General features: G+C 49.3%; 24 protein-coding genes. 4 read left to right on the top strand and 20 right to left on the bottom strand.

The window, feature by feature from the left end:
* Nucleotides 1-6: 6 nt before the first annotated feature.
* The 6 genes from fliA to fliD are packed head-to-tail and all read right to left on the bottom strand — an operon-like array spanning nucleotide 7 to nucleotide 4,417.
* Entirely contained in the window at nucleotides 7-741 is a 735-nt protein-coding gene (gene fliA / locus ACVA58_RS21905) for an RNA polymerase sigma factor FliA (RefSeq protein WP_446512482.1), read from the bottom strand.
* A gap of 12 nt (nucleotides 742-753) precedes the next feature.
* Nucleotides 754-1,221 (bottom strand): flagellar basal body-associated FliL family protein, encoded by a 468-nt coding sequence (locus ACVA58_RS21900; protein ID WP_446512481.1) that lies wholly within the window; start codon nucleotides 1,219-1,221, stop codon nucleotides 754-756.
* An 11-nt stretch (nucleotides 1,222-1,232) separates the two neighbouring features.
* The gene (locus ACVA58_RS21895; protein ID WP_446512480.1) at nucleotides 1,233-2,324 is read right to left on the bottom strand and encodes a flagellar hook-length control protein FliK; all 1,092 of its coding nucleotides are present in this window, start codon (nucleotides 2,322-2,324) and stop codon (nucleotides 1,233-1,235) included.
* The gene (locus ACVA58_RS21890) at nucleotides 2,321-2,635 is read right to left on the bottom strand and encodes a hypothetical protein (RefSeq protein WP_446512479.1); all 315 of its coding nucleotides are present in this window, start codon (nucleotides 2,633-2,635) and stop codon (nucleotides 2,321-2,323) included. The genes ACVA58_RS21895 and ACVA58_RS21890 overlap by 4 nt, the downstream gene beginning before the upstream one ends.
* Complete coding sequence (fliS, locus tag ACVA58_RS21885) at nucleotides 2,625-3,020, bottom strand: flagellar export chaperone FliS (RefSeq protein WP_446512478.1); 396 nt, start codon at nucleotides 3,018-3,020, stop codon at nucleotides 2,625-2,627. Before fliS ends, ACVA58_RS21890 begins: the two co-directional genes overlap by 11 nt.
* Before the next feature lie 11 nt (nucleotides 3,021-3,031).
* Complete coding sequence (gene fliD / locus ACVA58_RS21880) at nucleotides 3,032-4,417, bottom strand: flagellar filament capping protein FliD (protein WP_446512477.1); 1,386 nt, start codon at nucleotides 4,415-4,417, stop codon at nucleotides 3,032-3,034.
* 798 nt (nucleotides 4,418-5,215) lie between these two features.
* Between fliD and focA the strand changes: the two genes are divergently transcribed.
* Complete coding sequence (gene focA, locus ACVA58_RS21875) at nucleotides 5,216-6,664, top strand: formate transporter FocA (RefSeq protein WP_446512476.1); 1,449 nt, start codon at nucleotides 5,216-5,218, stop codon at nucleotides 6,662-6,664.
* A gap of 412 nt (nucleotides 6,665-7,076) precedes the next feature.
* Here focA and lafA read toward each other — a convergent pair whose 3' ends face one another.
* From lafA to flgB, 14 genes are all read right to left on the bottom strand, one after another.
* On the bottom strand, nucleotides 7,077-7,910 hold the full coding sequence (gene lafA, locus ACVA58_RS21870; protein ID WP_446512475.1) for a lateral flagellin LafA: 834 nt from the start codon (nucleotides 7,908-7,910) through the stop codon (nucleotides 7,077-7,079).
* Between the two features lie 314 nt (nucleotides 7,911-8,224).
* A complete protein-coding gene (locus tag ACVA58_RS21865; RefSeq protein ID WP_446512474.1) occupies nucleotides 8,225-8,821 on the bottom strand; it encodes a hypothetical protein in 597 nt (198 codons plus the stop codon).
* Nucleotides 8,822-8,910: 89 nt separating this feature from the next.
* Nucleotides 8,911-9,966: a hypothetical protein gene (locus ACVA58_RS21860; protein WP_446512473.1), complete on the bottom strand. Its 1,056-nt coding sequence runs from the start codon at nucleotides 9,964-9,966 to the stop codon at nucleotides 8,911-8,913.
* 53 nt (nucleotides 9,967-10,019) lie between these two features.
* A complete protein-coding gene (gene flgL, locus ACVA58_RS21855; protein WP_446512472.1) occupies nucleotides 10,020-10,925 on the bottom strand; it encodes a flagellar hook-associated protein FlgL in 906 nt (301 codons plus the stop codon).
* A gap of 10 nt (nucleotides 10,926-10,935) precedes the next feature.
* Entirely contained in the window at nucleotides 10,936-12,312 is a 1,377-nt protein-coding gene (gene flgK / locus ACVA58_RS21850; protein ID WP_446512471.1) for a flagellar hook-associated protein FlgK, read from the bottom strand.
* Nucleotides 12,309-12,806 (bottom strand): rod-binding protein, encoded by a 498-nt coding sequence (locus ACVA58_RS21845; protein WP_446512470.1) that lies wholly within the window; start codon nucleotides 12,804-12,806, stop codon nucleotides 12,309-12,311. The genes flgK and ACVA58_RS21845 overlap by 4 nt, the downstream gene beginning before the upstream one ends.
* Nucleotides 12,807-12,815: 9 nt before the next feature.
* Nucleotides 12,816-13,937 (bottom strand): flagellar basal body P-ring protein FlgI, encoded by a 1,122-nt coding sequence (locus tag ACVA58_RS21840; protein ID WP_446512469.1) that lies wholly within the window; start codon nucleotides 13,935-13,937, stop codon nucleotides 12,816-12,818.
* A gap of 8 nt (nucleotides 13,938-13,945) precedes the next feature.
* Nucleotides 13,946-14,644: a flagellar basal body L-ring protein FlgH gene (flgH, locus tag ACVA58_RS21835; protein WP_446512468.1), complete on the bottom strand. Its 699-nt coding sequence runs from the start codon at nucleotides 14,642-14,644 to the stop codon at nucleotides 13,946-13,948.
* A gap of 3 nt (nucleotides 14,645-14,647) precedes the next feature.
* Complete coding sequence (flgG, locus tag ACVA58_RS21830) at nucleotides 14,648-15,433, bottom strand: flagellar basal-body rod protein FlgG (RefSeq protein ID WP_446512467.1); 786 nt, start codon at nucleotides 15,431-15,433, stop codon at nucleotides 14,648-14,650.
* A gap of 10 nt (nucleotides 15,434-15,443) precedes the next feature.
* Nucleotides 15,444-16,175 carry a flagellar basal body rod protein FlgF gene (locus ACVA58_RS21825; RefSeq protein WP_446512466.1) on the bottom strand — a complete coding sequence of 244 codons (732 nt, stop codon included), beginning with the start codon at nucleotides 16,173-16,175 and terminating at the stop codon, nucleotides 15,444-15,446.
* Nucleotides 16,176-16,185: 10 nt separating this feature from the next.
* Complete coding sequence (gene flgE, locus ACVA58_RS21820; protein ID WP_446512465.1) at nucleotides 16,186-17,388, bottom strand: flagellar hook protein FlgE; 1,203 nt, start codon at nucleotides 17,386-17,388, stop codon at nucleotides 16,186-16,188.
* Between the two features lie 38 nt (nucleotides 17,389-17,426).
* On the bottom strand, nucleotides 17,427-18,143 hold the full coding sequence (locus ACVA58_RS21815) for a flagellar hook capping FlgD N-terminal domain-containing protein (protein ID WP_446512464.1): 717 nt from the start codon (nucleotides 18,141-18,143) through the stop codon (nucleotides 17,427-17,429).
* 10 nt (nucleotides 18,144-18,153) lie between these two features.
* Nucleotides 18,154-18,576, bottom strand: coding sequence for a flagellar basal body rod protein FlgC (gene flgC / locus ACVA58_RS21810; RefSeq protein WP_446512463.1), 423 nt, complete (start codon nucleotides 18,574-18,576; stop codon nucleotides 18,154-18,156).
* A gap of 6 nt (nucleotides 18,577-18,582) precedes the next feature.
* Nucleotides 18,583-18,954, bottom strand: coding sequence for a flagellar basal body rod protein FlgB (gene flgB, locus ACVA58_RS21805; RefSeq protein ID WP_255041026.1), 372 nt, complete (start codon nucleotides 18,952-18,954; stop codon nucleotides 18,583-18,585).
* A 214-nt stretch (nucleotides 18,955-19,168) separates the two neighbouring features.
* Between flgB and flgA the strand changes: the two genes are divergently transcribed.
* From flgA to flgN, 3 genes are all read left to right on the top strand, one after another.
* Complete coding sequence (flgA, locus tag ACVA58_RS21800; protein ID WP_446512462.1) at nucleotides 19,169-19,933, top strand: flagellar basal body P-ring formation chaperone FlgA; 765 nt, start codon at nucleotides 19,169-19,171, stop codon at nucleotides 19,931-19,933.
* Between the two features lie 69 nt (nucleotides 19,934-20,002).
* Nucleotides 20,003-20,311: a flagellar biosynthesis anti-sigma factor FlgM gene (gene flgM, locus ACVA58_RS21795; RefSeq protein ID WP_446512461.1), complete on the top strand. Its 309-nt coding sequence runs from the start codon at nucleotides 20,003-20,005 to the stop codon at nucleotides 20,309-20,311.
* A gap of 53 nt (nucleotides 20,312-20,364) precedes the next feature.
* Nucleotides 20,365-20,799: a flagellar export chaperone FlgN gene (gene flgN, locus ACVA58_RS21790; RefSeq protein WP_446512460.1), complete on the top strand. Its 435-nt coding sequence runs from the start codon at nucleotides 20,365-20,367 to the stop codon at nucleotides 20,797-20,799.
* Nucleotides 20,800-20,831: the final 32 nt, after the last annotated feature.

Here is a 20,831-nt window from a genome sequence, read left to right as displayed (position 1 = left end):
TTTCTCCTACATCACGCTCTTAATCATGGCGTTCATTTGTTTAATGGCCTGCTTATGAAGCTGGCAGATCCTCGCTTCGCTAAGGCCAACCACAATGGCGATTTCCTTCAAGCTAAGCTCCTTCTGGTAGTAAAAGTCCAAGATGAGCTGTTCACGCTTGGGCAATTGAGACAACACATGCTTAAGCAGATCATCGTTGATCAAGTGCTGAAGATTACTGTCACTCTGACCAAAATCGACACTGGAGCTGTCTGATTCAAATAGCTGCTCTAAGCTATACAGCTCCTCCGCCTGAGCGGCGTAAAGCAGGCGGTGGCATTCTTCCAAGCTTATTTTCATTGCTTTCGCCAATTCATGTTCGCTCGGATGGCGCTTCAACTGCTTGGTCAACAGCTTAGATATTTTATTAAGTTCATGGACTTGTTGGCGCAGCTGACGCGGGCGCCAGTCACGACGACGTAACTCATCTAAAATGGCTCCGCGGACACGGCGAGCAGCAAAAAAGCGGAAATTCTCATCCATTTCACCATAACGGCGAGTTGCTTCAAGCAAGCCAAGCAAACCAATTTGCTCCATATCATCCAGCCCCATACAGCCCGATGCATGGTGATGAAGCTGTTGAACAATACGCTTCACCAACTTCAAGTGCTGGCGCAAGACCTGCTCTTCATTATTCTGTGAGGGCTTCGTTTGCCACTGGGTATACTCATCCTCAAACGGTAATTGCTGTGCTTCTAACATGATTCCCTTCCTTTACTGCAGCACGAGCTTGGTAAACAACGCTTCTTCAATCTGGTAGGCATATCCATTTACTGCCATTGCCTGGCGAAGCTGCCCCAGTACCTCTGTTTGCAACCGATCGATTTCATTCATTTGGCGCAACTCTTCGAAGGTACTTTGGCTAAACATTTTCAGCAGTACATTACGCGCCAGCGGCTTGAACTCAACCAGCTGATCATGCGCCTTTGCCGAGTTCGTCTTCAGCGCCAATTCCAGCATCAGATAGTGAGTACGCTCTTCGCCATCAATGGTGATGACAAACTTATCGAGGTTCATGAAATGAGCACGGCTATCCGCGTCCTTTCGGGCAAAAATACTGAACTCTGCCGAGCTGTCATTGACGATAAACGCGTACGTTGCAATCGATGAGAGGGCAATCAGCACCGAGGCAGCAAGTGCCGCCAGAATAACTTTCGTGCTCATTACGTTTGTTCTAGCCATTATTATTTTCCTTACACCATACGAGTGAGACGATATTGATCCGTCTTTAATAAGAGATCGGTTGATTCATGCCAGTCAGATTCTTCAACCACGGGCTGAATTGCCAAAGACATATCTTCCTGTTGTTCAAACGCTTGCTGCTGTGATTGATCGCTCACATCAACATCGACCATCGCGCCCGCGAGCTGCTTGCCTTCAAGCTCGGCGCGCAAACGCTCGGCGCCCTGCTGCGCGGCCTCGCGTAATGCAGGGTCTGTGGCAGCGATATGTACCTGAATCTTGTTGTTGTCCACCTTGACCGACAGCTCTAAGCTACCAAGATGAGGGGGGTCGAGGCGGATACGAGCATGCTGGACATCTTGGTTAAGATGCATTTGCACCCGATCTTTAAGTACTGACACCAGTTGCTGCCCCCATTGCTGCTGGTTTTCCGCCATTTTGACTGGCGCCCATTCAGCACGAGAAGCCGTCACTTGGTTGGGTTGCACATCTGCTGGGAGTGACGCGACATTAGGCGAGTCTTGCAACGATAAGGTTGTAAAACTGCTTGCTTGCGCGAGTTGTTGAAGTAACACAGGATTGGTGGTTTCCTGCCTGACTGGCGTCATCGCATTGGAAATCACCCGCTCAATCGCTTGGTCAAACGACAAAGACTCGCCCTGGGCACTGCCATTGGCAGCTAGGTAATGTGGGATCCCAGGCTGTGTCTGCCCCAACTGTACCGATACACTTTGCAGGCCGTCAGCACTGCGCATCATGCCTAGCAATTGCTCACGAACATCGCTACTGAGTTCATTGGTAATATTGATCAGGCGGAACTGCCCTTCCGGCGGCAACTGTTCCATAAACGGATTGGCGCTGCTGAACACCCAATCTTCACCCTCTGCCAGCCCTTTAAGCTGCTCATAGAGATCGAACCAATATGGGTTATTCTCCGACTCGCCGGACACCTCAGCCGTGGCCAGTTCAGCCCCAGTATCTAGACCAAGCAATGTTGCAAAACTGTCAAACCAAGAACCACCGTCACCGGTTTGTACCTGTGATGGACGTGCCGTTGTGGCTTGCGCATTCCCTTGTGGCAGTGACATCGAAATCTGGCTCATCGAATAAAGCCTCCAGCCATCTCGACCTGCTGGTATTCCGATACCCCTTCACGCTGATTCTGGAACTTTGCCAACATCTGTCCAAGGTGCTCTTTTTCCATTTCGCACGCCGTCATGGCGGCTAAATGCACCTTTTTAAGCTGAAGGATGTCGCGGCGCAGTGATTCGGCAACGGCTGGCTGGGCTTTTAAGTCAGCAAGCATGCTGTAAATTTCTTTGTCGATCTTGCGCACCATCTGCCACTCTTTGCGCTTGTAGCTCTGGTTAAGCTGCACAGTGAGTTGTCTTATCTGGGTCGTGTTAACTTTCATGGGTTACCCCGAAGTTATGCCAGCCCTCTTGAATATTCCCCATCACTGAACGTACTTCCGCCAATTTCTCCGCATCGTTATGGACGCTGGCTTCAAACAATTTCATGCTGCAAAAATCGTAAAGCTGGTTCATCTGCTGAGCCAGTTCGCCACCTTGGCGCATATCCAACGCACTATTCAGGCCACCGATAATGTCGATACACTTACCGATAGATTCCCCTTTTTCCTTCAGGCGGCTAGCCGCCATATGGCCTTCGGCGCGGGTTAAGTTATCCATAAAACCGTCAACCAACATCAGTACCAACTGATAAGGGCTCGCTGCCGCTGCTTGTGCTTCTACATCAACTTGCTGGTACGCCTCGAAGCCAGAGTCATCCATTAACATTTGTTGTTCCTCTAAAACATAAACATGGAACCGGTCGATTCCATCTGCATCATGGTTTGCTGCATTGCGGTGTATTGACGCAAATAGCGGTTGTAGGTTTTTTCCATGCGGTTATCGAGTTGCTCTTTTTTATCGTCAACTCGGTCAATATTGCCTTGCAGGGTATCTTGACGGCTTTTCAGCAAGTTACTGCCTGAGTTAGACGATCCGGTGTAAGGCTCAATAGCCTTTTCCAATGCCGTCAGTGCACCGTTCTCACCCAAGAAAATAGCATCGATTTTTTCAGGGGTTTCAGTGAGCGCCTTTTCAAAGCGAGCACTATCAATTTTCAATGTACCGTCACGATTGGCTTCTATTCCAATACTGTACAACGTGCCTTCATCAAACTGGCCACGCGTAACGTTATTGAGCATATTTTTGAGGCCACGGGCGGTTGAATCACTGGCTAATGCTCCCGCTTCCGTGATAGTAATACTGTTGTCACTGCTGTCATCGTCATCGCCATCATCATCACTACTGCTGTCGTCTTCATCTTGTTCGAGCTGGTAGTCAGTCATGGTGTGCTTAAGAACAGTCTTGACCAGATCATTGTAAGCATCGACGAATTCCTGAACCGCCTCTTTCGATGCTGACTCATCACTACCAACAACAAGGGTTAGCGGCTTATCGCCCGGCTCATGCGCTTTGGTTAGTTCAAGAGTTACCCCGTAAATAGCACCATCGATAGTGTTTGAGCTATCACGGATCTCAAGGCCATCTTCCCCCCCCATCATCACAATGGCATCTTGTGCCTTACTCAGAACTTGTGGCGGCTCAAAGTAATCACCCATACCCTGATCAAATGACACCTTGAATGCATTCTCTTCACCGGTTTCAGTGCTACTCAGAACAAGGCTAACATCATCACCGGAGCGCACTACAGAGGCTGAGACTCCTTCATCAAACTCGTTGATGTAGTCAGCCAAATCATGGATATCTTTGTCACCATCAGGGTTGAAGGTCGAAAAATCGACTTCAATAGCTTCACCACCAGGCACTTCAATAGTGATCACGCCGTCAGTAGGCAAATCTTCCCCTTTTAAGGTGAAGGCTTCTTGTTGAGCGGTAGCCAATTGCTTAACGAACAAATCGTAACTGCCATTACGGGCAAAATTACTCGCCGAAGCATCGATATAACCATCTTCACTTGTCGTCGCGCTATTTTTAACAAAGCTATTATCTGCCTTGTTCATACGTTCTAACGCTGATGAAAAGCTACTGAAAGCCGAATCGATATCTTTCCACGCATCTAATTGCGACTGATACGTTTTCTGCTGGTTAGCATATTGGATATCAAATGGCTGACGCTGGATCATCACCATTTGCATCGCCATTGAAGCAGGGTCCATCATTGACATTGCGTTTCTCCTCACTCAGCCAGAAGTCGCTAATTTCACTAAAAAACATCTAAAGCAGAAACCTTATAGCAAGAATCATTCCAACTTTAAATTAAGTAAAATAATGCTATTTATGACCGGGTTTGATTATTTTTAAATCTATTTAGCCAAACGAATAAATATGTAATTTCATTCTTTATAAATAAGCGGAAGTTTTATTTCCGCCTGCGGAAATATCTTTATTCCGCTCAATAAAGTTGAAGTTGATATCAATATAAGTCGACAAAAAAACGGAATGTCTTAATGACTTAAACGGCATTTAACCGTGCTAAACAAGGAGTGGGTTAAAGATTAGAGAACCGAAGAAATGAGGACGCCCCAAAGGCCCACTTTTAGATTGCACCCTGCGACATTGCCAGGGTGGTAACAAGCCCAATTGAAAGCATAAACCCGTCCCCACACACCATCACATCACATCAGAAACATTTAATAACAGATTTATTGGTGAGCAATTTCAATTTTTGATTACTTTGTATGTGTTAAAAAGCAGAGCAAAAGCAAGTAGAGATAGCAACGGAGATCGACACCCCTCTTCATACCTGAATTGCGCCATGTTGCACACCCACCATTTCTAGTTATGTCGCAACATACGAAAATGTAATCATATATTTCATATAAGAAAATATGATTGAGCTTTATATTGCAATCAATTTTTCTTATCATTGCATCGCCTATGACTTGGGCATATGGCTTGATAAGGAAGTTCAAGCTTGTAACGGCTAACGCCGAAGGAAGGGATAAGTAACACTTGGGGTAAGCATGAGTAACGTAGATTCCAGCAATAATCAGCTGTTTTCGCCGAAGGAAATGATGGCGGAAGCGGAAAAGTTCGCGCTAAGCAAGGCTAAAAAAACCAGCAGTATGACGCTGGGCCTGGCTATTATGGCGGGGGCTTTTATCGGCCTCGCTTTCGTATTTTACATCACGGTTACGACAGGTAGCGCGACAACCGGATGGGGACTCAGCCGCTTAGTTGGTGGTATGGTTTTCAGCATGGGTCTGATATTGATCGTCCTATGTGGTGGTGAGCTATTTACTAGCTCAGTGCTTTCCAGTATTTCTTGGGCTAACCGCCAGATCAGCCTTAAAAAGATGCTCTCATTATGGGCCAAGGTGTATATTGGCAACTTTATTGGTGCCATGTTCATGCTATTGCTAATTAGCGCAGCCGGCATGTTCATGCTCAACAACGGTCAGTGGGGTTTAAATGCCCTCAATATCGCCCAGCATAAACTTCACCACACCCCAGTACAGGCATTCTCTTTGGGCGTATTGTGTAACCTTCTGGTTTGTTTGGCCATTTGGATGACCTTCAGCTCAGCCAATGCCCTAAGCAAAGCCATGATCATGGTGCTACCGGTTTCTATGTTCGTCTCAAGCGGCTTCGAGCACTCGGTGGCAAACATGTTTATGGTACCGCTGGGCATCACCATCCAGAACTTTGCACCTGAACAATTTTGGCAAATGGTCTCTGCCAGCCCAGAGCAGTACAGTGATCTAAATATCCCTACCTTCCTCATGGCTAACTTGCTGCCCGTTACGCTGGGTAACATTGTCGGTGGTGCAGTATTAGTTGGCCTCGCCAACTGGTGTATTTTCCGCCGTCCTGAACTAAAGGCAGCGAACATCCACTCTATCACCCAAAGCGTGGAACTCGAATCAGCCAAGGAATCAGATATGTTGTTGCACCTTACTGTCCAAGACGTTACCAATACACAGCCGATCACACTATCAGCCGACACCCAGCTCCCACAGGCTATCGATATGATGCTGGAAAACAACCTCTCTGGCGCGCCGGTTTGCGATGTGCATGGCCATCTCGTCGGTTTCCTATCAATGTACGATGTGATGAAAGATCTGTGGTATCAAGACTATCAGCCAGCTGCGGGAACAAAAGTGGTCGATGTAATGAAGCGTGATGTCGTTGCTGTAGACGCCACAGATCGCTTGGTCGATATTGTCGAATACATGTGTATTGATAAAGAACAGCTCTACCCGGTATCGGCGATGGGTATTGCGACCAGCACTACCGCTCTTCCCTTGGAAGAACGCGTTAAAGCGCTGAAAGTGAGCAAGCCACGCACTCTGGCTGTACTAGAAAATGGCCAGTTTATTGGTACCGTCACCCGCGAGAGCGTGATGGCTGAGCTGCGCAATGTCTACCAAAACGGCGCAACTCAAGAAGTCTCACGATTAGAAGCGGTTTAATAAAAGCTGGCCATAGATAAGATACCAATACAAAAAACCGCAGTCTAGACTGCGGTTTTTTATTATCTGGAATAACCTATTTCGAGGTTATTTGACCCCGACATGGGCCTATTGGTGAACTCCCAACTGACGAGTTGACTTGGGTATACACACCACGCAATACTTTTTCACAGCTGCAGAATTAAATTCAATAACCTTTTATCCAATCCGGCATTCTATGACTTTAAATATCAAAAAATATTGATAGGTAGCATTATTGCCATTTATTAACAATACCGTAGTGGTGTGTCTCGGTAACAAATATGACGCCCTTATTCTGAGTACGAAAAAAGCCGCAGCGGGGGCTGCGGCTCTTGATTAATTGGAGTGGTTTGATTGCGCTTTATATACCCGATATAAAGGCTAGGGCTTATTAGCCTACTAGGCTCATTACCATGCCAGACATGCCGTTCGCCTGAGAAAGCATAGACATGCTCATCTGCGTTAGCATCTGGTTCTTCATCATGTTTGAAGACTCAACCGCGTAGTCAGTATCCATGATACGGCCTTTCGCCATTTCAGTGTTCTCACGCATGTTGCCTAGGTTAGTGATCGTGTGGTCAAGACGGTTAATGTTGGCACCAAACGATGAGCGAACTTCACCGATTTCACCAAGAAGGCCATCAATTTTATCCATTTCAGCACCTTGCCCAGCAGCAGTCGTCAAATCACCCAGATCACCAATCGATGTAGATACCGCACCAATCTCTGTTGATACATCAACTTCTAGCTGATCAGCAGAGCTAGCACCGATTTGGAAGTTAACAGGGCCAGTACCGAACATACCGCCTTCAAGTAGCTTGTTACCTGCACCGTACTCGGTATTTGTCATGATGCTACCAAGTTCGTCAGCAAGCTCTTGATATTCAGCGTCCATCGCAGCTAGCTCGTCATCACCGTTAGTACCGTTGGCAGCCTGAGTCGCTAGGTCTTTCATGCGGTGAGCAATGTTAGTCATTTCATCAAATGCACCTTCAGCGGTTTGCATCATAGAAATCGCATCTTGTGAGTTACGAGAAGCAGTTGCCAAACCGTTAGATTGTGATTCAAGCATAGTCGCAATCTGAAGGCCAGCAGCATCATCAGCCGCAGAGTTGATGCGGAAACCAGTAGAGATACGCTGCATCGCGCTATCCATTGCGCCAGACGTTTTGTTCAGGTTGTTCTGAGTGATTAGAGACGTGTAGTTAGTATGAATCGATAGCATGTTATTGCCCTCTGTTTAATATTCTGTATTAGTGTCTACACCTCTATAAAACGACACCTATCTCTGCCCCTTAAACCGACTTTTGCCAATTTTTTTATTTTTTTTTGCCAACGACGAAAATAATTTTTTCTTAAATATAAATTTAAAAATTGGCTATTGGCTATTGGCTATTGGCTATTGGCTATTGGCTATTGGCTATTGGCTAGAATAAATTAATTTTCTTATGGGGGGATAATTACAGAGAGTAACGAGATAAATAAAAGTAAGAAGTAAGAAGTAAGAAGTAAGAAGTAAGAAGTAAGAAGTAAGAAAGATTAAAATAGCCAGTAGCAAAGAGAGAATACGATGACCGTGATAATGAAGCCAGTGCGCAGCCACACTTTAAGGGAGATAGCAGAGTCCGCGTCAGAACCGTCTTTACCGCTATTGCCATAGGGCGACCACAACAATTGCAGCGGTTCGTTATGCACAAAACCTTTGGCGACCAAGCGCCAACCTTGATCAACAGTTGGCAACAACGCCAATGATAACGCTGGCGGCAAGGTGGAATTGAGCAACTGGGGTTCTGTTTGATTACCGCCGACCTGCCAGCGAATGGTGTGGGTTTGGCCTTCTAGCTGCAAACGTAATTGTAACTCCCCTTCCCCACCTGTCAGGCGGAAACTCGGTGATTGCAATGTTTGCGCGCTATAAGCTTGGGACTGCCCCAATGACATGCCTGCTAAATTGGCCAACATGCGGACAACCTGCCACTGGGCTTGTGGCAAGGGTTGAGGTGTCGAAGAGCGGTTATTGGCAGTGCTGGCACCTAGCTTAGCGCCTTGCGGCGGCGGCGTGAATTGTTCCGTTTTTAATTGCTGGGGCTCAATTCGCAGTAATTTATTAATCGCTGCAGAGATAGGTGACAGCATGGAGACCCCTCGATATCAACTTGCCACGCGCTGTTGTTGGTAACGAGTGGCAACATTTTACAGGCTAAGTGATTAATCGCTTAGCTATTTTACCGGCTTAGCAAAGATACCACGGTTTGGCGGTGGACATTGGCTTGGACCTTCAAGTTTTGGAAGGCCGAGCTAAAGTTATCCCCGCTTGGCAGTATGCGGGATAAATCCGCTTCTGCGCTGTCCAATACCTTGTCACTTAAATAGCGGTTACGCTGGTTGATCGTATCAATCCGCTGCATGACATCTTGGTTATGAGTACGAAGCTCTTGAATACTGGATTTGATTTGCTTCATCATCTGCTGGGTTTGTACCAACGTCTGACGCAGCTGATCGTTACCGGTCTGCCAGGTTTGCGGCTCAAACCGAGCTTCGGTGGTTTCCAGTTTGACCCGATTTGGCTGGCCTGCCGGGAAACGGTCGCCCTGACCGACTACCCGCATTTTTTGCGACAAGTGCTGCCAGTCCGCTTCATTGGCCGAGAACACCAATTGGCGCTGCTTGTTGAGTGATACCCCGATACCATGCTCGTTAAGTGCTTGGCGAAACTGCATCGCTTGCTGCTCTGGCGTCGCATTGGCCGCCAGTTTAACCGGCACCGCATTGGCACCGCCTTTGGCAAGGTTGAAAATGACCGTTTCATCACGCGGACTGCTGCGTTTGGTATCCAGTCCTTTGATTTGGAAGGACGTACGCGGCTCACCATGGAATACGGGCTTGAGCTGACGGCTCAGTACGGACTGATCTTTATACGTCGCCTGCTGCAGGCGCTGTTCCATCCGACAGGCTAACTGCTCAATATCAGCAGTGATTTTTGGCGAAGCGCTACCAGCTCGCATGGCAAACTCTACCCGCTTACCCAGTTGGGCCAGGTTTTGACCAATGTCATTAAGGCTAGACTCCGCCACGCGGGAAGCGGCAACTTTATGTTGGGCTCGCTGGATCAAGCTGTGCTGGCGGGTATGTTCAGGGGTAAGGGTTTGCGACAGGCGCAATGGATCCGACTGCTTGTTATCAGGTACTGCGGCCGTTTTAGTGGCTGGCCTTGCAATTACCTGTTGCTGGCGACTGGCACCGGCCGCTGCCGAGCGAAGATCATTTACCTGAGAAACCATGTGTTTTCCATCAATCAAAAAATGCCCTGCCGAGATCACCGGCAGGGCAACTATTACATAATACTAAACAAAGACAAGCTAGCTGTTTTGGCGTAGGTCGACTGGGTTGCCTGCAGTGCCAACAGGTAGTTATTATATTGCACCATGGCATCGGCGTAATCGAGATCTTCGAGTTGCCCGATCAAGTCATTGTTAAATAGCTCAACTTCACTGTGACCATCTTGCATCGTGGTCAAGGCATTCTGGCGGCTACCTAAACTGGTCACCGTACCCGATACTGACAACAAGGTATCGTCCAGCACATCCAAGCTACGGCCGATCAGCTCACTGTCTTCCATCACGTAATCAGGATCGCGCAACGCATCAACCAGCTCATCTAACTGATTAAAGATATCCATCCCACCCGAGAAGAACATATCCCCAGCATTGACGTTAAGCTGAATCGTTACTCCATCGCCAACCACCACTTCACGGATGCCGGTGTCACCTTGGTAAGTCCAGTTGCCTTCATCATCTTTCACCAAAGGTTGGGTGTTCACCTCATTCCCCGAGAAGAGGTACTTACCGTTTTCATCTTTCGAATTAACCAAACTCACCAAGCTGTCTTGCAAGTGCTCAAGCTCATCGGCCATTGCAGCGCGTTCATCAGGACCGTTACTACCGTTACCGGCCCATAGCATCAAATCACGGACTTGATGCAAGACATCGGTTGCACTGCTCAGATACGTTTCTTGTTTCTTCAGCGCGATATCAGCCTGCTCGATATTGCCCTGATATTGGCTAATTGCAGCCTGCTCACGCTTGAGGTTCATCACTCGCGTCGAGGCCATTGGGTCATCAGATGGAACCAACAACCGCTTGCCGGTTGCCATCTGCTGCATGATCTTATTGATGCCCAAGGAATTCTGGCTCAGGCTGCCAGACATCATCTGGCTATATTGATTGGTACTTACGCGCATGGCGGTGTCCTTAGAATAGCTGCATGATTGACGCAAACATCTGATTCGATGCGCTAATCACCTGCATGTTGGCTTGGTAAGCTTGCTGGTACATCATCAGGCTGACAGCTTCTTCGTCAAGGTTAACCCCGCTGGTTGCCGATTTCTCAATCGTTGCCTGAAGGTAAATATTACTGGCAGCATCGTGATCCGATTGCGCCTGACGGCTTTTCACTGCAATATCACCTAGCAGAGAATTAAACGCGCTGCCTAAGGTTTGCGAGCCCAGCTCACCAATCTCAAACTCTTGGTCTTTAATCTCGATCAGTTTCAACAGATTGTCGGTATTACCTGGGGTACCGTCACCCGATAGGGCCAAATCTTCTGGTTTAAAATCCGGATTAATAGACAGCGTTGACGCTGGGTTTTCCGGATCAAAAACAAACAAGGGTTTACCCGGCTCGCCGTTCAGATCAAAACCTTCGGCCAATTGGTCGTTAAAGGCTTGGGCAAACTCAAAGGCGATATCATTGATCGCTTCTTGAGTTGGGATCAGTACATCTTTTTCATATGCCGACAGTGCCCCCAGCTTGCCGCCGATGTCGTCATCTAGCGGGAAGCTTTGGCCATTGAGCGATAACGACAGCACATCGCTGCGCGGGTTATTCGGATCCGATTCCAAACTAAATTGGGCAACCTGATTACCCATCACCAATGGCTGGCCGTTAGGCAGTGCAATATTCAGCGTGCCGTCACCGGCATCGGTAATACGGACATCCACAATTTCCGACAGCTCAGCAATCAACACATCGCGCTCATCCTGCAGGGCTGAGGTATTGGCCCCCGTGGCATCACCTTTACGGATCTCTTCGTTGAGCTTGCTGATATTCGAAAGCAAGCTGTTAGCTTGCGATACCGCACTGCTGCGCTGCTGTGATAAATCATTGTATTGACCATCCAGCGAGCTGCTCAATTGATTGAAGCGGTTACCCAAGGCTTCTGCCTCACTGATGATCAGCGAGCGGTGAGCCGAACCGTATGGCGAGACACTGGCACCGTTTAGCGCCGAGAAAAAGCTGTCGAAGCCTTGGCTCAAGTCCATCGAATCGCCAGACAGCAAGGTTTCCAAGCGGCTGAGCTGCTGGGCTGATGTCGACGCTGCACCCAACATAGAACCGGCACGGAAGATCTGGTTAGTTTGGTACTGGTCGGTGACTCGGCGAATGGCACTGACCGACACACCGTTACCCGCATCTTTCATGCTCATGCTGGTTGAGCCAATCGCCGACAGGTGTACTTGCTGGCGGCTATAGCCCGGGGTGTTGATGTTAGCAACGTTCTGGGCCGTCACATTCATGCCCACTTGGCTTGCCTGTAGTCCAGACAAGCCGATATTCATCAAACTCATACGTTAGAGCCCTCACGGTTAAAATGCAGCAAAGACTGGCTAAATGCGCTGCCCGCGATCGGACCTTGCTCTGCCTTACTTGACGTTAAAGCGACTTCATCGTTAGCTTCCTTAAACGCCGACTCACCGCCCAGTTGGCGGACAATCACTTCCGCCAAGCCAAGCTGGCTTTTTGACATCTCGATAGCCACCTGGCCATCGAAAAACTCCTGATAGGTCTTGTGCTCACGGCTTCCGAACAAGGCATTGTCATCATCGGTACTGAGTGCCTCGCTCGCTTTACGCATCTGCTTAAGTACCATCTGTAAAAACAGCGATTCAAATTGCTCCGCTACCGTTTGAATCGCCTGCTGCGAGTCATCCGTGCTTTTCAGATCAGTCAACTGACGACTGTCGAATGTGGTTATCGTTCCCATCGTAGAGTTTGCCGCAATGCGGCTGGTCGCCATTGGCTGTAGCGCCATGGTGTTGACCGGTAAAACAGTTACAGTCATTCTCTGTCCTTAAATCACAACCAGTTCAGCATCCAATGCACCCGAAGAATGCAACGCCTGAAGGATGGCGATCAAATCATCGGGAGAAGCACCGAGGCTATTGACGGCTGAAACGATGGTTTCCAGCTCTACGCCCTCCGGCCAGATGAACATTGGATTACGTTCGTGGCTGATATCAATTTCGCTATCCGGGGTCACGACCGTGTTGCCACCGCCAAACGCATTAGGTTGGCTAACATTGAACGACTCGGCAATGGTCACCGTCAGACTACCGTGACTCACTGCAGCCCGGCCAATACGCACGCCATTACCGACCACGACAGTACCGGTGCGGCTGTTAAACACCACTCGCGCTCGCTGACGGCCAATATCGACGGTCATATTTTCCAACATCGACATGAAGATCACCCGCTGTTCAAAGTCCTGCGGCGCAGAAACTTCGACCCGAGCATTGCTCAATGCCATCGCTGTATCCGGACCAAATACCTCGTCTATTTGACGAGAGATATTACGCGCGGTCGTGAAGTTAGGGCGTAGCAAATTCAATGTAACTTTAGGCTGGGAGGTGAAATCGGATGGGATTTCCTCTTCGATTATCGCCCCCCCTGGAATACGGCCAGTGGTTGGCACGTTGACCGTAATGCTCGAACCGGAGCGGCCCTCGGCTTTGACCCCCGCCACCACCAAGCTACCTTGGGCAACCGCATAGATCTGGCCATCAATCGCGCGCAGTGGCGTCATCACCAAGCTGCCACCACGCAGGCTTTTGGCATCACCGATAGACGACACCGTTACATCAATAGTCTGCCCCGGTCCGGCCAATGGTGGAATAGAAGCATGAACACTGACCGCTGCCACGTTACGCAGCTTAGGGTCAATTTTCTCAGGTAGTTGCAAACCAAACTGGCGCAACATATTCGTGACCGACTGACTGGTGAATTTCACCTGATTACGATCGCCTGTCCCATCAAGACCGACCACTAGGCCATAGCCAATCAACTGATTTTCTCGCAGCCCTTGGATGTCCACCAAATCAATCAAATGGCGCTCATTGGTTGCAGCATTGGCGGCATCAACAAACAGGAAAGGCACGACCAGCACAGTCAATAGAATGATAAGTTGCTTAAACATAATGCCTCTTAGATTGGGAACAGCGGATTAACAAAAAGCTTGCTCAACCAGCCTGCGTCATTGGCATCGGCCAATACACCGCTTTGGGAATAGGTAATACGTGCATCACCCACGCGCTGAGAGGAAATTTGGTTTCCGTTGTCGATATCATCCCCCCGCACCAAGCCATCAAGGCGGATAAACTCGTCACCTTGGTTAAGGCGGATCCACTTCTCCCCTTTAATCCGCAGTACTCCGTTAGGCAGCACCTCGTGCACCATCACTGTAATGGAGCCACTCAAAGAGTTACGCTGCGAACTGGCTGAGCTGCCGCGAAAATCCCGATTACCGGAAAGATCACCACTGGCACTGCCGCTGCTAGAACCGGTAGCAAAACTGCCCATCAAGCCACCACTGGCATTTTTGCCAAAGTTGGTATCGGCCTGCTTGCTCGAGCGGGTATCTTCATCCAGTGATACCGTCAGCATATCGCCAACACGGTAGGCACGGCGGTCCTGAAACAGGGTCCACATATACCCATCACGGTAGACCGAGCCACTGCGGGCATCCGGCAGTGAGTAATCCAGCATCGGTGGCGCGTAATCCAAGTCATCCGGAGCTGGACGCTCATCCATCAACGAGGGAGTGGATGAACAACCAGCCAGAAGCATGGCTGCCAGCCATGCTCCCAAGCGTCTCACAGTTTTAACCTTTGTCAGTCTTGCCATGGCTTACAGTACCTGAGAAATGTACTGCAACATCTCATCCGATGAAGACAGTGCCTTAGCATTCATCTCGTAGCCGCGCTGGGTAGTGATCATATCCACCATCTCCTCGACCACCTGAACATTCGAGCCTTCCAGCACTCCTTGCTTAAGCTGACCGAATGCCCCTTCGCCGGCAATACCATCAATCACATCACCGCTTGATGCCGTGGCGCGGAACAGGTTACCGCCAAGGGCCTCAAGGCCAGCTGGATTGATGAAGTTAGCCAAGGTGATCTGACCAATTTCCTGTGGCATATCGTCATTAGCAATCTTGGCCGTTACGATACCGTCGCTACCAATGGTAAGGGTTTCAGCACCTTCAGGAACTTGGATTTGCTGAGCCAGCGGCAAGCCCTGAGTATTGACCAACAAACCGTCAGAGTTCATGTGGAACTGGCCATTACGAGTAAATGCCTGCTCACCATCCGGCGTTTCCAGTTCAAAGAAGCCTTGACCATCAATAGCCACATCCAGACTTTGGTTGGTGGTTTGGTACATCCCTTCGGTAAAGACCTTTTGAGTACCCACGACACGCACACCCGAACCAAGTTGGATACCGGTCGGCAATTCATTGACTTCATCTGCCATGGCACCCGGTTGGCGCTGGATTTGATAGAACAGATCTTCAAACGCCACGCGGTCGCGCTTGTAACCGACGGTATTAACGTTGGCGAGGTTGTTGGAAATGGTCGCCATTTTCGTATCTTGGGCGGCCAAGCCAGTTTTACTGATCCATAGTGCTGCGTTCATCTCTTATCCTTTACGCTCTGATCAGGCGATTGCCTGCTTCTGCAATTTTTTCTGCGGTTTGCATCATCTTTAACTGCATTTCAAAGTTACGGCTCAGTTGCATGGATGCCACCATTTCTTCTACGGCCACAACGTTACTTTGCTCGAGAAAGCCCGATACCATCATTACGGTTTCGTCATCGTTAAGCGGCTGGCGATCATTGGTCGTAAATAAGCCGTTTTCCAGCTTACCCAAGTCCTGCACTGGCGGGTTCACCAACTTCAGGCGCCCCACCTCAACCGCCAACACCTCACCTTCCGGTACGATATTGACCAATCCGTTGTCACCAAATTCGATGCTGCTGTAGAGCGGGACGTTCATCACATCGCCACCGTCAGCCATTACAGGCAAACCACCAATCATAAGATCACCGTTTTCGGTGCGCTCAATCGCCCCTGAACGGGTATAGGCTTCATCGCCTTCTGGCAACTGAACGGTAAAAAAGCCGTCACCACGAATAGCCAAATCCAGTTCGCGGCCCGTGGTTTGTAGCTCCGCGGCATCAAAACGGGTACCCGCCGACTGGGCTTCAACCAGCGTACGGCTGTCAAAGCCGCTGCCCTGTACGGCAAACGCCTGTGCTCGCTCCATATCGGCACGGAAACCATGGGTATTGATGTTGGCTAGGTTATTGGCCCGAACCTGCTGAGCGTTAAATACCCGTCCAGCCCCGCTTGCCGCGGTATAAATCAAACGATCCACACTATCGCCCTTACATGTTGAACAGCACTTGGGTAAGCTGCTGCTGGGTTGATAGTGACTGGGCATTGGCCTGATAGTTACGCTGCGCCGTCATTAGGCCCACCAGCTCACCAGTTAGATCAACGTTTGATTCCTCAATGTAACCTGAGTACAACCCGCCTAAAGTGCCCGTACCCGGTACGCCGATCAGTGGCTGACCCGAAGCTTGTGTCGCCGACCAACCGGTATTGCCCACCTGCATCAAGCCGCCGGTATTAGGGAAGTCTGCCAATACGATTTGGCCCTGCATCATCTGCTCACCGTTGCTATAGTTGGCAAAGACCATACCGCTGTCATCAATAGTGATACCGGTCAGTTCACCGGCGGTATGGCCATTGCTGCGGTTCGTCGATACCGCGAACTCACTGCCATACTGGGTCGTACCTGACATGGAAAGAGCAATGTTCATCTCTGCCGCACCTTCCGGAGCAAAAGAAAGGCTGATGTTGCCCGTTGGCTCGACCAACTTACCGCTCTCATCGAATTCCAATGCCTGACCACTTTCGTCTTCCATCACTTCGCCATTCATGGCGTAGTGCACTTCCCACTCGTTATCGCCAGTTTTAACAAAGTACTGGGTCAAGGTGTGCTCATTGCCCAATGAGTCATAAACCGTTGTCGTGTAAGACGAGTTGAAGCTATCGCTGTCTTCCGGATCAAACGGAATGCGATCACCGTTTTCATCAACAATCTCTGAGGCGCCAGCATCCAAGTTCGCGGCAAAATCAACACGATCCGTGGCTTTAGCTGCAACCGAACCGGTCGAAACCTGAATATCACCAACAGAACCGGTTTGAAGGTTACCGTTGCTGTCTGTGGTGTAGCCTTGCAAACGAAGACCGGCACTGTTAACTAGGAAGTTGTCTTTATCTTGCTGAAACATGCCAGCACGGCTATAGGTGTAGGCACCATCTTCGCCCTGCAGAACAAACATGCCATTGCCGCCAATCGCCAAATCGGTGGTGCGCCCCGTCATGTTGAAGGCACCATCGTTAAATGATTGGGACAGGCTCGCCAGTTCAACACCACCACCCATGCCACCGTTCATCAGTGCCGAGAATTCCGCGCGAGATGATTTGAAGCCAACAGTGGATACGTTAGCGATGTTGTTACTGATCGTGTTCAATTCCTGAGAGGTGGTATTCAATCCACTCATTGCAATGTTAAAGCTCATTATTATTTCTCTTCTAACCTAGATATTTGAAAACCGCTCTATCGGCGGCCTGCCAACGTAAATAAAGGGGTAGGTTCCGGAGACTGAGAATCCGAACCTTGTGTATCGCCGTATTGGTTAACATTGAAAAACGGCACATAGCCCACGCCAGAGATCAAGAACTCTGGTGAGCCACCGCCCGGTGGAATGCGCATTTTCTCGATGGTGCCTGCAATCATGACATCCGGTTTGTAGTCGCTGTCATTGGTCACCACTGTAAGATCGTATTGGCCATCTTTAAGGCCCATAGTTTCTGGGTCGATAACAAAGGCCACTTCACCTTCACCGTTAGCCCCAAGTTCAATTGTTTCTACCAATTCACCAGCATCGTTGCGGATTTCGACCTTGAGATCGTCAACGGCACTATCGAGCTCAATCACTGCACTCAAAGACTCGCCTTCAAGATCCAAGGTGTCGGTCGTCACACGCACGTCCTGACCCACCATACCGGCGGTGGTCAGCACCTGAATGTTGTCGAGCAGCACCATCTGGTTGACGACAGTGCTATTCATGTTCTGCATGGTTTCTACTTGGGTCATTTGCGCCAACTGGCTCATGAACTGGGTAGTATCCAAAGGATCAAGCGGCGTCTGGTTTTGGATCTGGGCAATCATCAGCGTTAGGAAGGTATTATCCTGCCCACCATTGCTAGCAATTGGATCCTGACCACTGGTGGTTGTGGTGCCATTGCTACTAGTAACGTAGGGAGTGCTCATCGGGATATCCTTACTGACCTAATTTCAACAGACCTTGCTGCATGCTGCGCGCACGCCCAAGGACATCAACACTGGTTTCAAAACTGCGTGATGCTGACATCATGTCAGCCATTTCCGACACCACATCCACATTGGGATAAAACACATACCCGTCGGCATCAGCAATTGGGTTGCCCGGTTCATATCGACGAGCCAGTTCACCTTCAACGGGCACCACATCCAGAACTTGCACCCGGGCACCAGCACTCTGGTTAGTCTGAAACTGGTTATTTTCATACACCGTCGAGAACACAGGCTTACGGCTACGGTATGTTCCCGCCTCGGTGGTTGATCCCGCGTCGGCATTCGCCAAATTACTGGCAATAGTATTAAGACGCAGGGTTTGCGCAGTCATTGAAGATCCGGCAATTTGGTAAATTTCACTAAATGACATACTGGATTACTGTCCTTGAATAGCTGTCGCCAGCCCTTGAAATTTCATGTTCAAAAAAGTCAGGCTGGTTTCGAAGTCCATGGCATTTTGAGCGTACTGCGCCTGCTCAACCCCAAGTTCGACAGTGTTGCCATCCATCGTGTTGTTATAAGGGTTACGGTATTGCAACGCTGGCGCTGTTTGCGCCGCTACCTGGCCACTGCGGCTTTGCTGTTGCGCCTCTACAGAAGCGATTGCAGCCTGAAAATCAAAATCTCGCGCTTTGAACCCCGGTGTATCGACATTTGCCAAGTTACCGGCCAACACCTTGGCACGCTCGGTACGAAGGTTTAAAGTGTGCGGGTGAATCCCGAGGGCTTTGTCAAAGTTGATTCCCATTTGGTGTCCTTTAAGTACAAGAAATCATAAACTTGCCAGTTATAAACAAGATGCATGCCAACTTTTCAAGTCGTTGATTTAAAATAATAAAAAAACCAGCGCAGCCAAGGGAAAATCAAAAGCGGAAGTGACACTTCCGATACGGAAAAACAAGCGGAAACACCAAGGCAGAAACGATTCCGCACACAGGAAAATGAAGAATGGAATAATTGAAATGGCGACATTGACCCGCAACTCAGCAACAACCTTCGCGATTGCCTCACTGTTATTTTTTGCAGTTTCAGGCGCCTCTGTGTTGGCCCAAACCATCTCGGAACCAGCCGTTGCAACGGTTGAAACTCAGATAGAAAATCAAGTGTCAGATGCGATAAGAGGAGAAGTCAGCCGGGCAGCGAACCAGCACCAGTGGCCAACCGACCAACCTGAAGTGTCACTCCGATTGCCTAGCGGCAGCCATCGGATGGAGAAATGTGCCTCTCCCTTGAAAATTGAACGGACAGACAGACGCCGTTACCCAGCAGGGCGACTACGGTTTGCTGTCAGTTGTCATCAGCCAGCAACATGGCAACTGACGGTACAAGCCGATGTCAGTGTCACCATCCCTGTTGCATTCGCGGTACGTACGTTGCGCAAAGACGAAATCATCACCGCCGATGATATCGTCTTAAAGCCAACCGACATCGCGTCTATCAACCGAGAGTTCTTTGCCACAACGAAAGATTTTATCGGCCAACGCGCCCTTAGGCAGATCCGCCGCGATCAGCAACTCTCCCCTTCTCACCTGAGCCCAGCCTACCTGGTTTCAGCCGGTGACAAGGTGATAATTCAAGCCGACAATGAGTACTTTAGCGCCAATATGTCAGGCATTGCGCTAGAAAGCGGGTATTCCAAGCAGCAAATACGGGTAAGAAATACCAGCTCAGGCAAGGTGATCAAAGCTGCTATCGCTAAGCCCGGACTGGTCACTACGCTTTTCTAAATTGATTTAATCAAGCCGCTTGGTTGGTCGTTTAACCTTAGTATCGGAGAAGAAGTCAGGAGATTTGCCATGATCGAGTCAACCAAAGCAAGTTTGCAGTTAGCCACTGCAATCCAAAACCAACCGAAGAAAACATCTGAAGCGACCAGTAATGAGGTATCAACCTCACCAGCGCCGATCTCTTCAGTCAAAAAGCCCACTGCTGATGTCAGCCCGCAAGCGCAAAGCATGGATTCCTTACAGCAAGAGCTTAAGCGTATCCCTGATGTCGATATGGCTAAGGTCAATGAAATCCGTACCTTACTAGCCAGCGGTAATTACGAAGTCGATCTTGATGGACTGGCTGCCAGCATCCGCGGCGCCCACAGCCGCGACTGATTGTTCAAGAGCACATTTAACATCACGTTTAACACCCCCGGAAGTTAAATACCATGAACCAAAAATCAGCGTCAGTCATCAAGAGCTTCATTCAAGATATCCAGCGTGATCTGGCTGATTACCAGCAGCTTCATCAACTATTGAAGGTGCAGCATCATAATATGCTGCATCGCAATGGCGATAAACTCACCGCGATGGCGGAGTCCCATCAGCATTTACTGCAACAATTACAGCAACGCGCTGATCAACGGACGTGGACACTCAACCAACTTGGTATGGATAACTCCCCCGATAGTGTCAATCGCCTGATCTCTGCCCTACCAGCCCAGTATCGCCAGCCTGTCGACCAAAAATGGGCACTGCTCAAGAGCCTGGTTCATACCTGCATGGCACAAAACGAGCGCAACAGCCGCTTGTTGATGATGCAGCAAGACATCCTCACTCAGGTGCTGCACCAAGACAATGATGCCACCTACCAGCCAGCGTAACTTTCAAACCATCGACTATTCTGTCACTTAAG

The organism is Photobacterium sp. DNB22_13_2 (genome assembly GCF_052873915.1).
Note: the sequence above shows the minus strand (reverse complement) of the source record. Positions and strands in the feature narration are given on the sequence as shown.

Bases quoted from the DNA above. Each gene is read 5' to 3' on its own strand.
- focA (WP_446512476.1), top strand. From the start codon at position 5,216: ATGAGTAACGTAGATTCCAGCAATAATCAGCTGTTTTCGCCGAAGGAA.
- ACVA58_RS21865 (WP_446512474.1), bottom strand. From the start codon at position 8,821: ATGCTGTCACCTATCTCTGCAGCGATTAATAAATTACTGCGAATTGAG.
- flgE (WP_446512465.1), bottom strand. From the start codon at position 17,388: ATGAGCTTTAACATTGCAATGAGTGGATTGAATACCACCTCTCAGGAA.
- flgG (WP_446512467.1), bottom strand. From the start codon at position 15,433: ATGAACGCAGCACTATGGATCAGTAAAACTGGCTTGGCCGCCCAAGAT.
- ACVA58_RS21895 (WP_446512480.1), bottom strand. From the start codon at position 2,324: ATGAGCCAGATTTCGATGTCACTGCCACAAGGGAATGCGCAAGCCACA.
- flgM (WP_446512461.1), top strand. From the start codon at position 20,003: ATGATCGAGTCAACCAAAGCAAGTTTGCAGTTAGCCACTGCAATCCAA.
- flgB (WP_255041026.1), bottom strand. From the start codon at position 18,954: ATGGGAATCAACTTTGACAAAGCCCTCGGGATTCACCCGCACACTTTA.
- lafA (WP_446512475.1), bottom strand. From the start codon at position 7,910: ATGCTATCGATTCATACTAACTACACGTCTCTAATCACTCAGAACAAC.
- fliA (WP_446512482.1), bottom strand. From the start codon at position 741: ATGTTAGAAGCACAGCAATTACCGTTTGAGGATGAGTATACCCAGTGG.
- ACVA58_RS21860 (WP_446512473.1), bottom strand. From the start codon at position 9,966: ATGGTTTCTCAGGTAAATGATCTTCGCTCGGCAGCGGCCGGTGCCAGT.
- ACVA58_RS21815 (WP_446512464.1), bottom strand. From the start codon at position 18,143: ATGAGCACTCCCTACGTTACTAGTAGCAATGGCACCACAACCACCAGT.
- ACVA58_RS21900 (WP_446512481.1), bottom strand. From the start codon at position 1,221: ATGGCTAGAACAAACGTAATGAGCACGAAAGTTATTCTGGCGGCACTT.
- ACVA58_RS21845 (WP_446512470.1), bottom strand. From the start codon at position 12,806: ATGACTGTAACTGTTTTACCGGTCAACACCATGGCGCTACAGCCAATG.
- flgK (WP_446512471.1), bottom strand. From the start codon at position 12,312: ATGAGTTTGATGAATATCGGCTTGTCTGGACTACAGGCAAGCCAAGTG.
- ACVA58_RS21890 (WP_446512479.1), bottom strand. From the start codon at position 2,635: ATGAAAGTTAACACGACCCAGATAAGACAACTCACTGTGCAGCTTAAC.
- flgN (WP_446512460.1), top strand. From the start codon at position 20,365: ATGAACCAAAAATCAGCGTCAGTCATCAAGAGCTTCATTCAAGATATC.
- fliS (WP_446512478.1), bottom strand. From the start codon at position 3,020: ATGTTAATGGATGACTCTGGCTTCGAGGCGTACCAGCAAGTTGATGTA.
- flgC (WP_446512463.1), bottom strand. From the start codon at position 18,576: ATGTCATTTAGTGAAATTTACCAAATTGCCGGATCTTCAATGACTGCG.
- flgA (WP_446512462.1), top strand. From the start codon at position 19,169: ATGGCGACATTGACCCGCAACTCAGCAACAACCTTCGCGATTGCCTCA.
- flgL (WP_446512472.1), bottom strand. From the start codon at position 10,925: ATGCGCGTAAGTACCAATCAATATAGCCAGATGATGTCTGGCAGCCTG.
- flgH (WP_446512468.1), bottom strand. From the start codon at position 14,644: ATGGCAAGACTGACAAAGGTTAAAACTGTGAGACGCTTGGGAGCATGG.
- fliD (WP_446512477.1), bottom strand. From the start codon at position 4,417: ATGTCAATGATGGACCCTGCTTCAATGGCGATGCAAATGGTGATGATC.
- ACVA58_RS21840 (WP_446512469.1), bottom strand. From the start codon at position 13,937: ATGTTTAAGCAACTTATCATTCTATTGACTGTGCTGGTCGTGCCTTTC.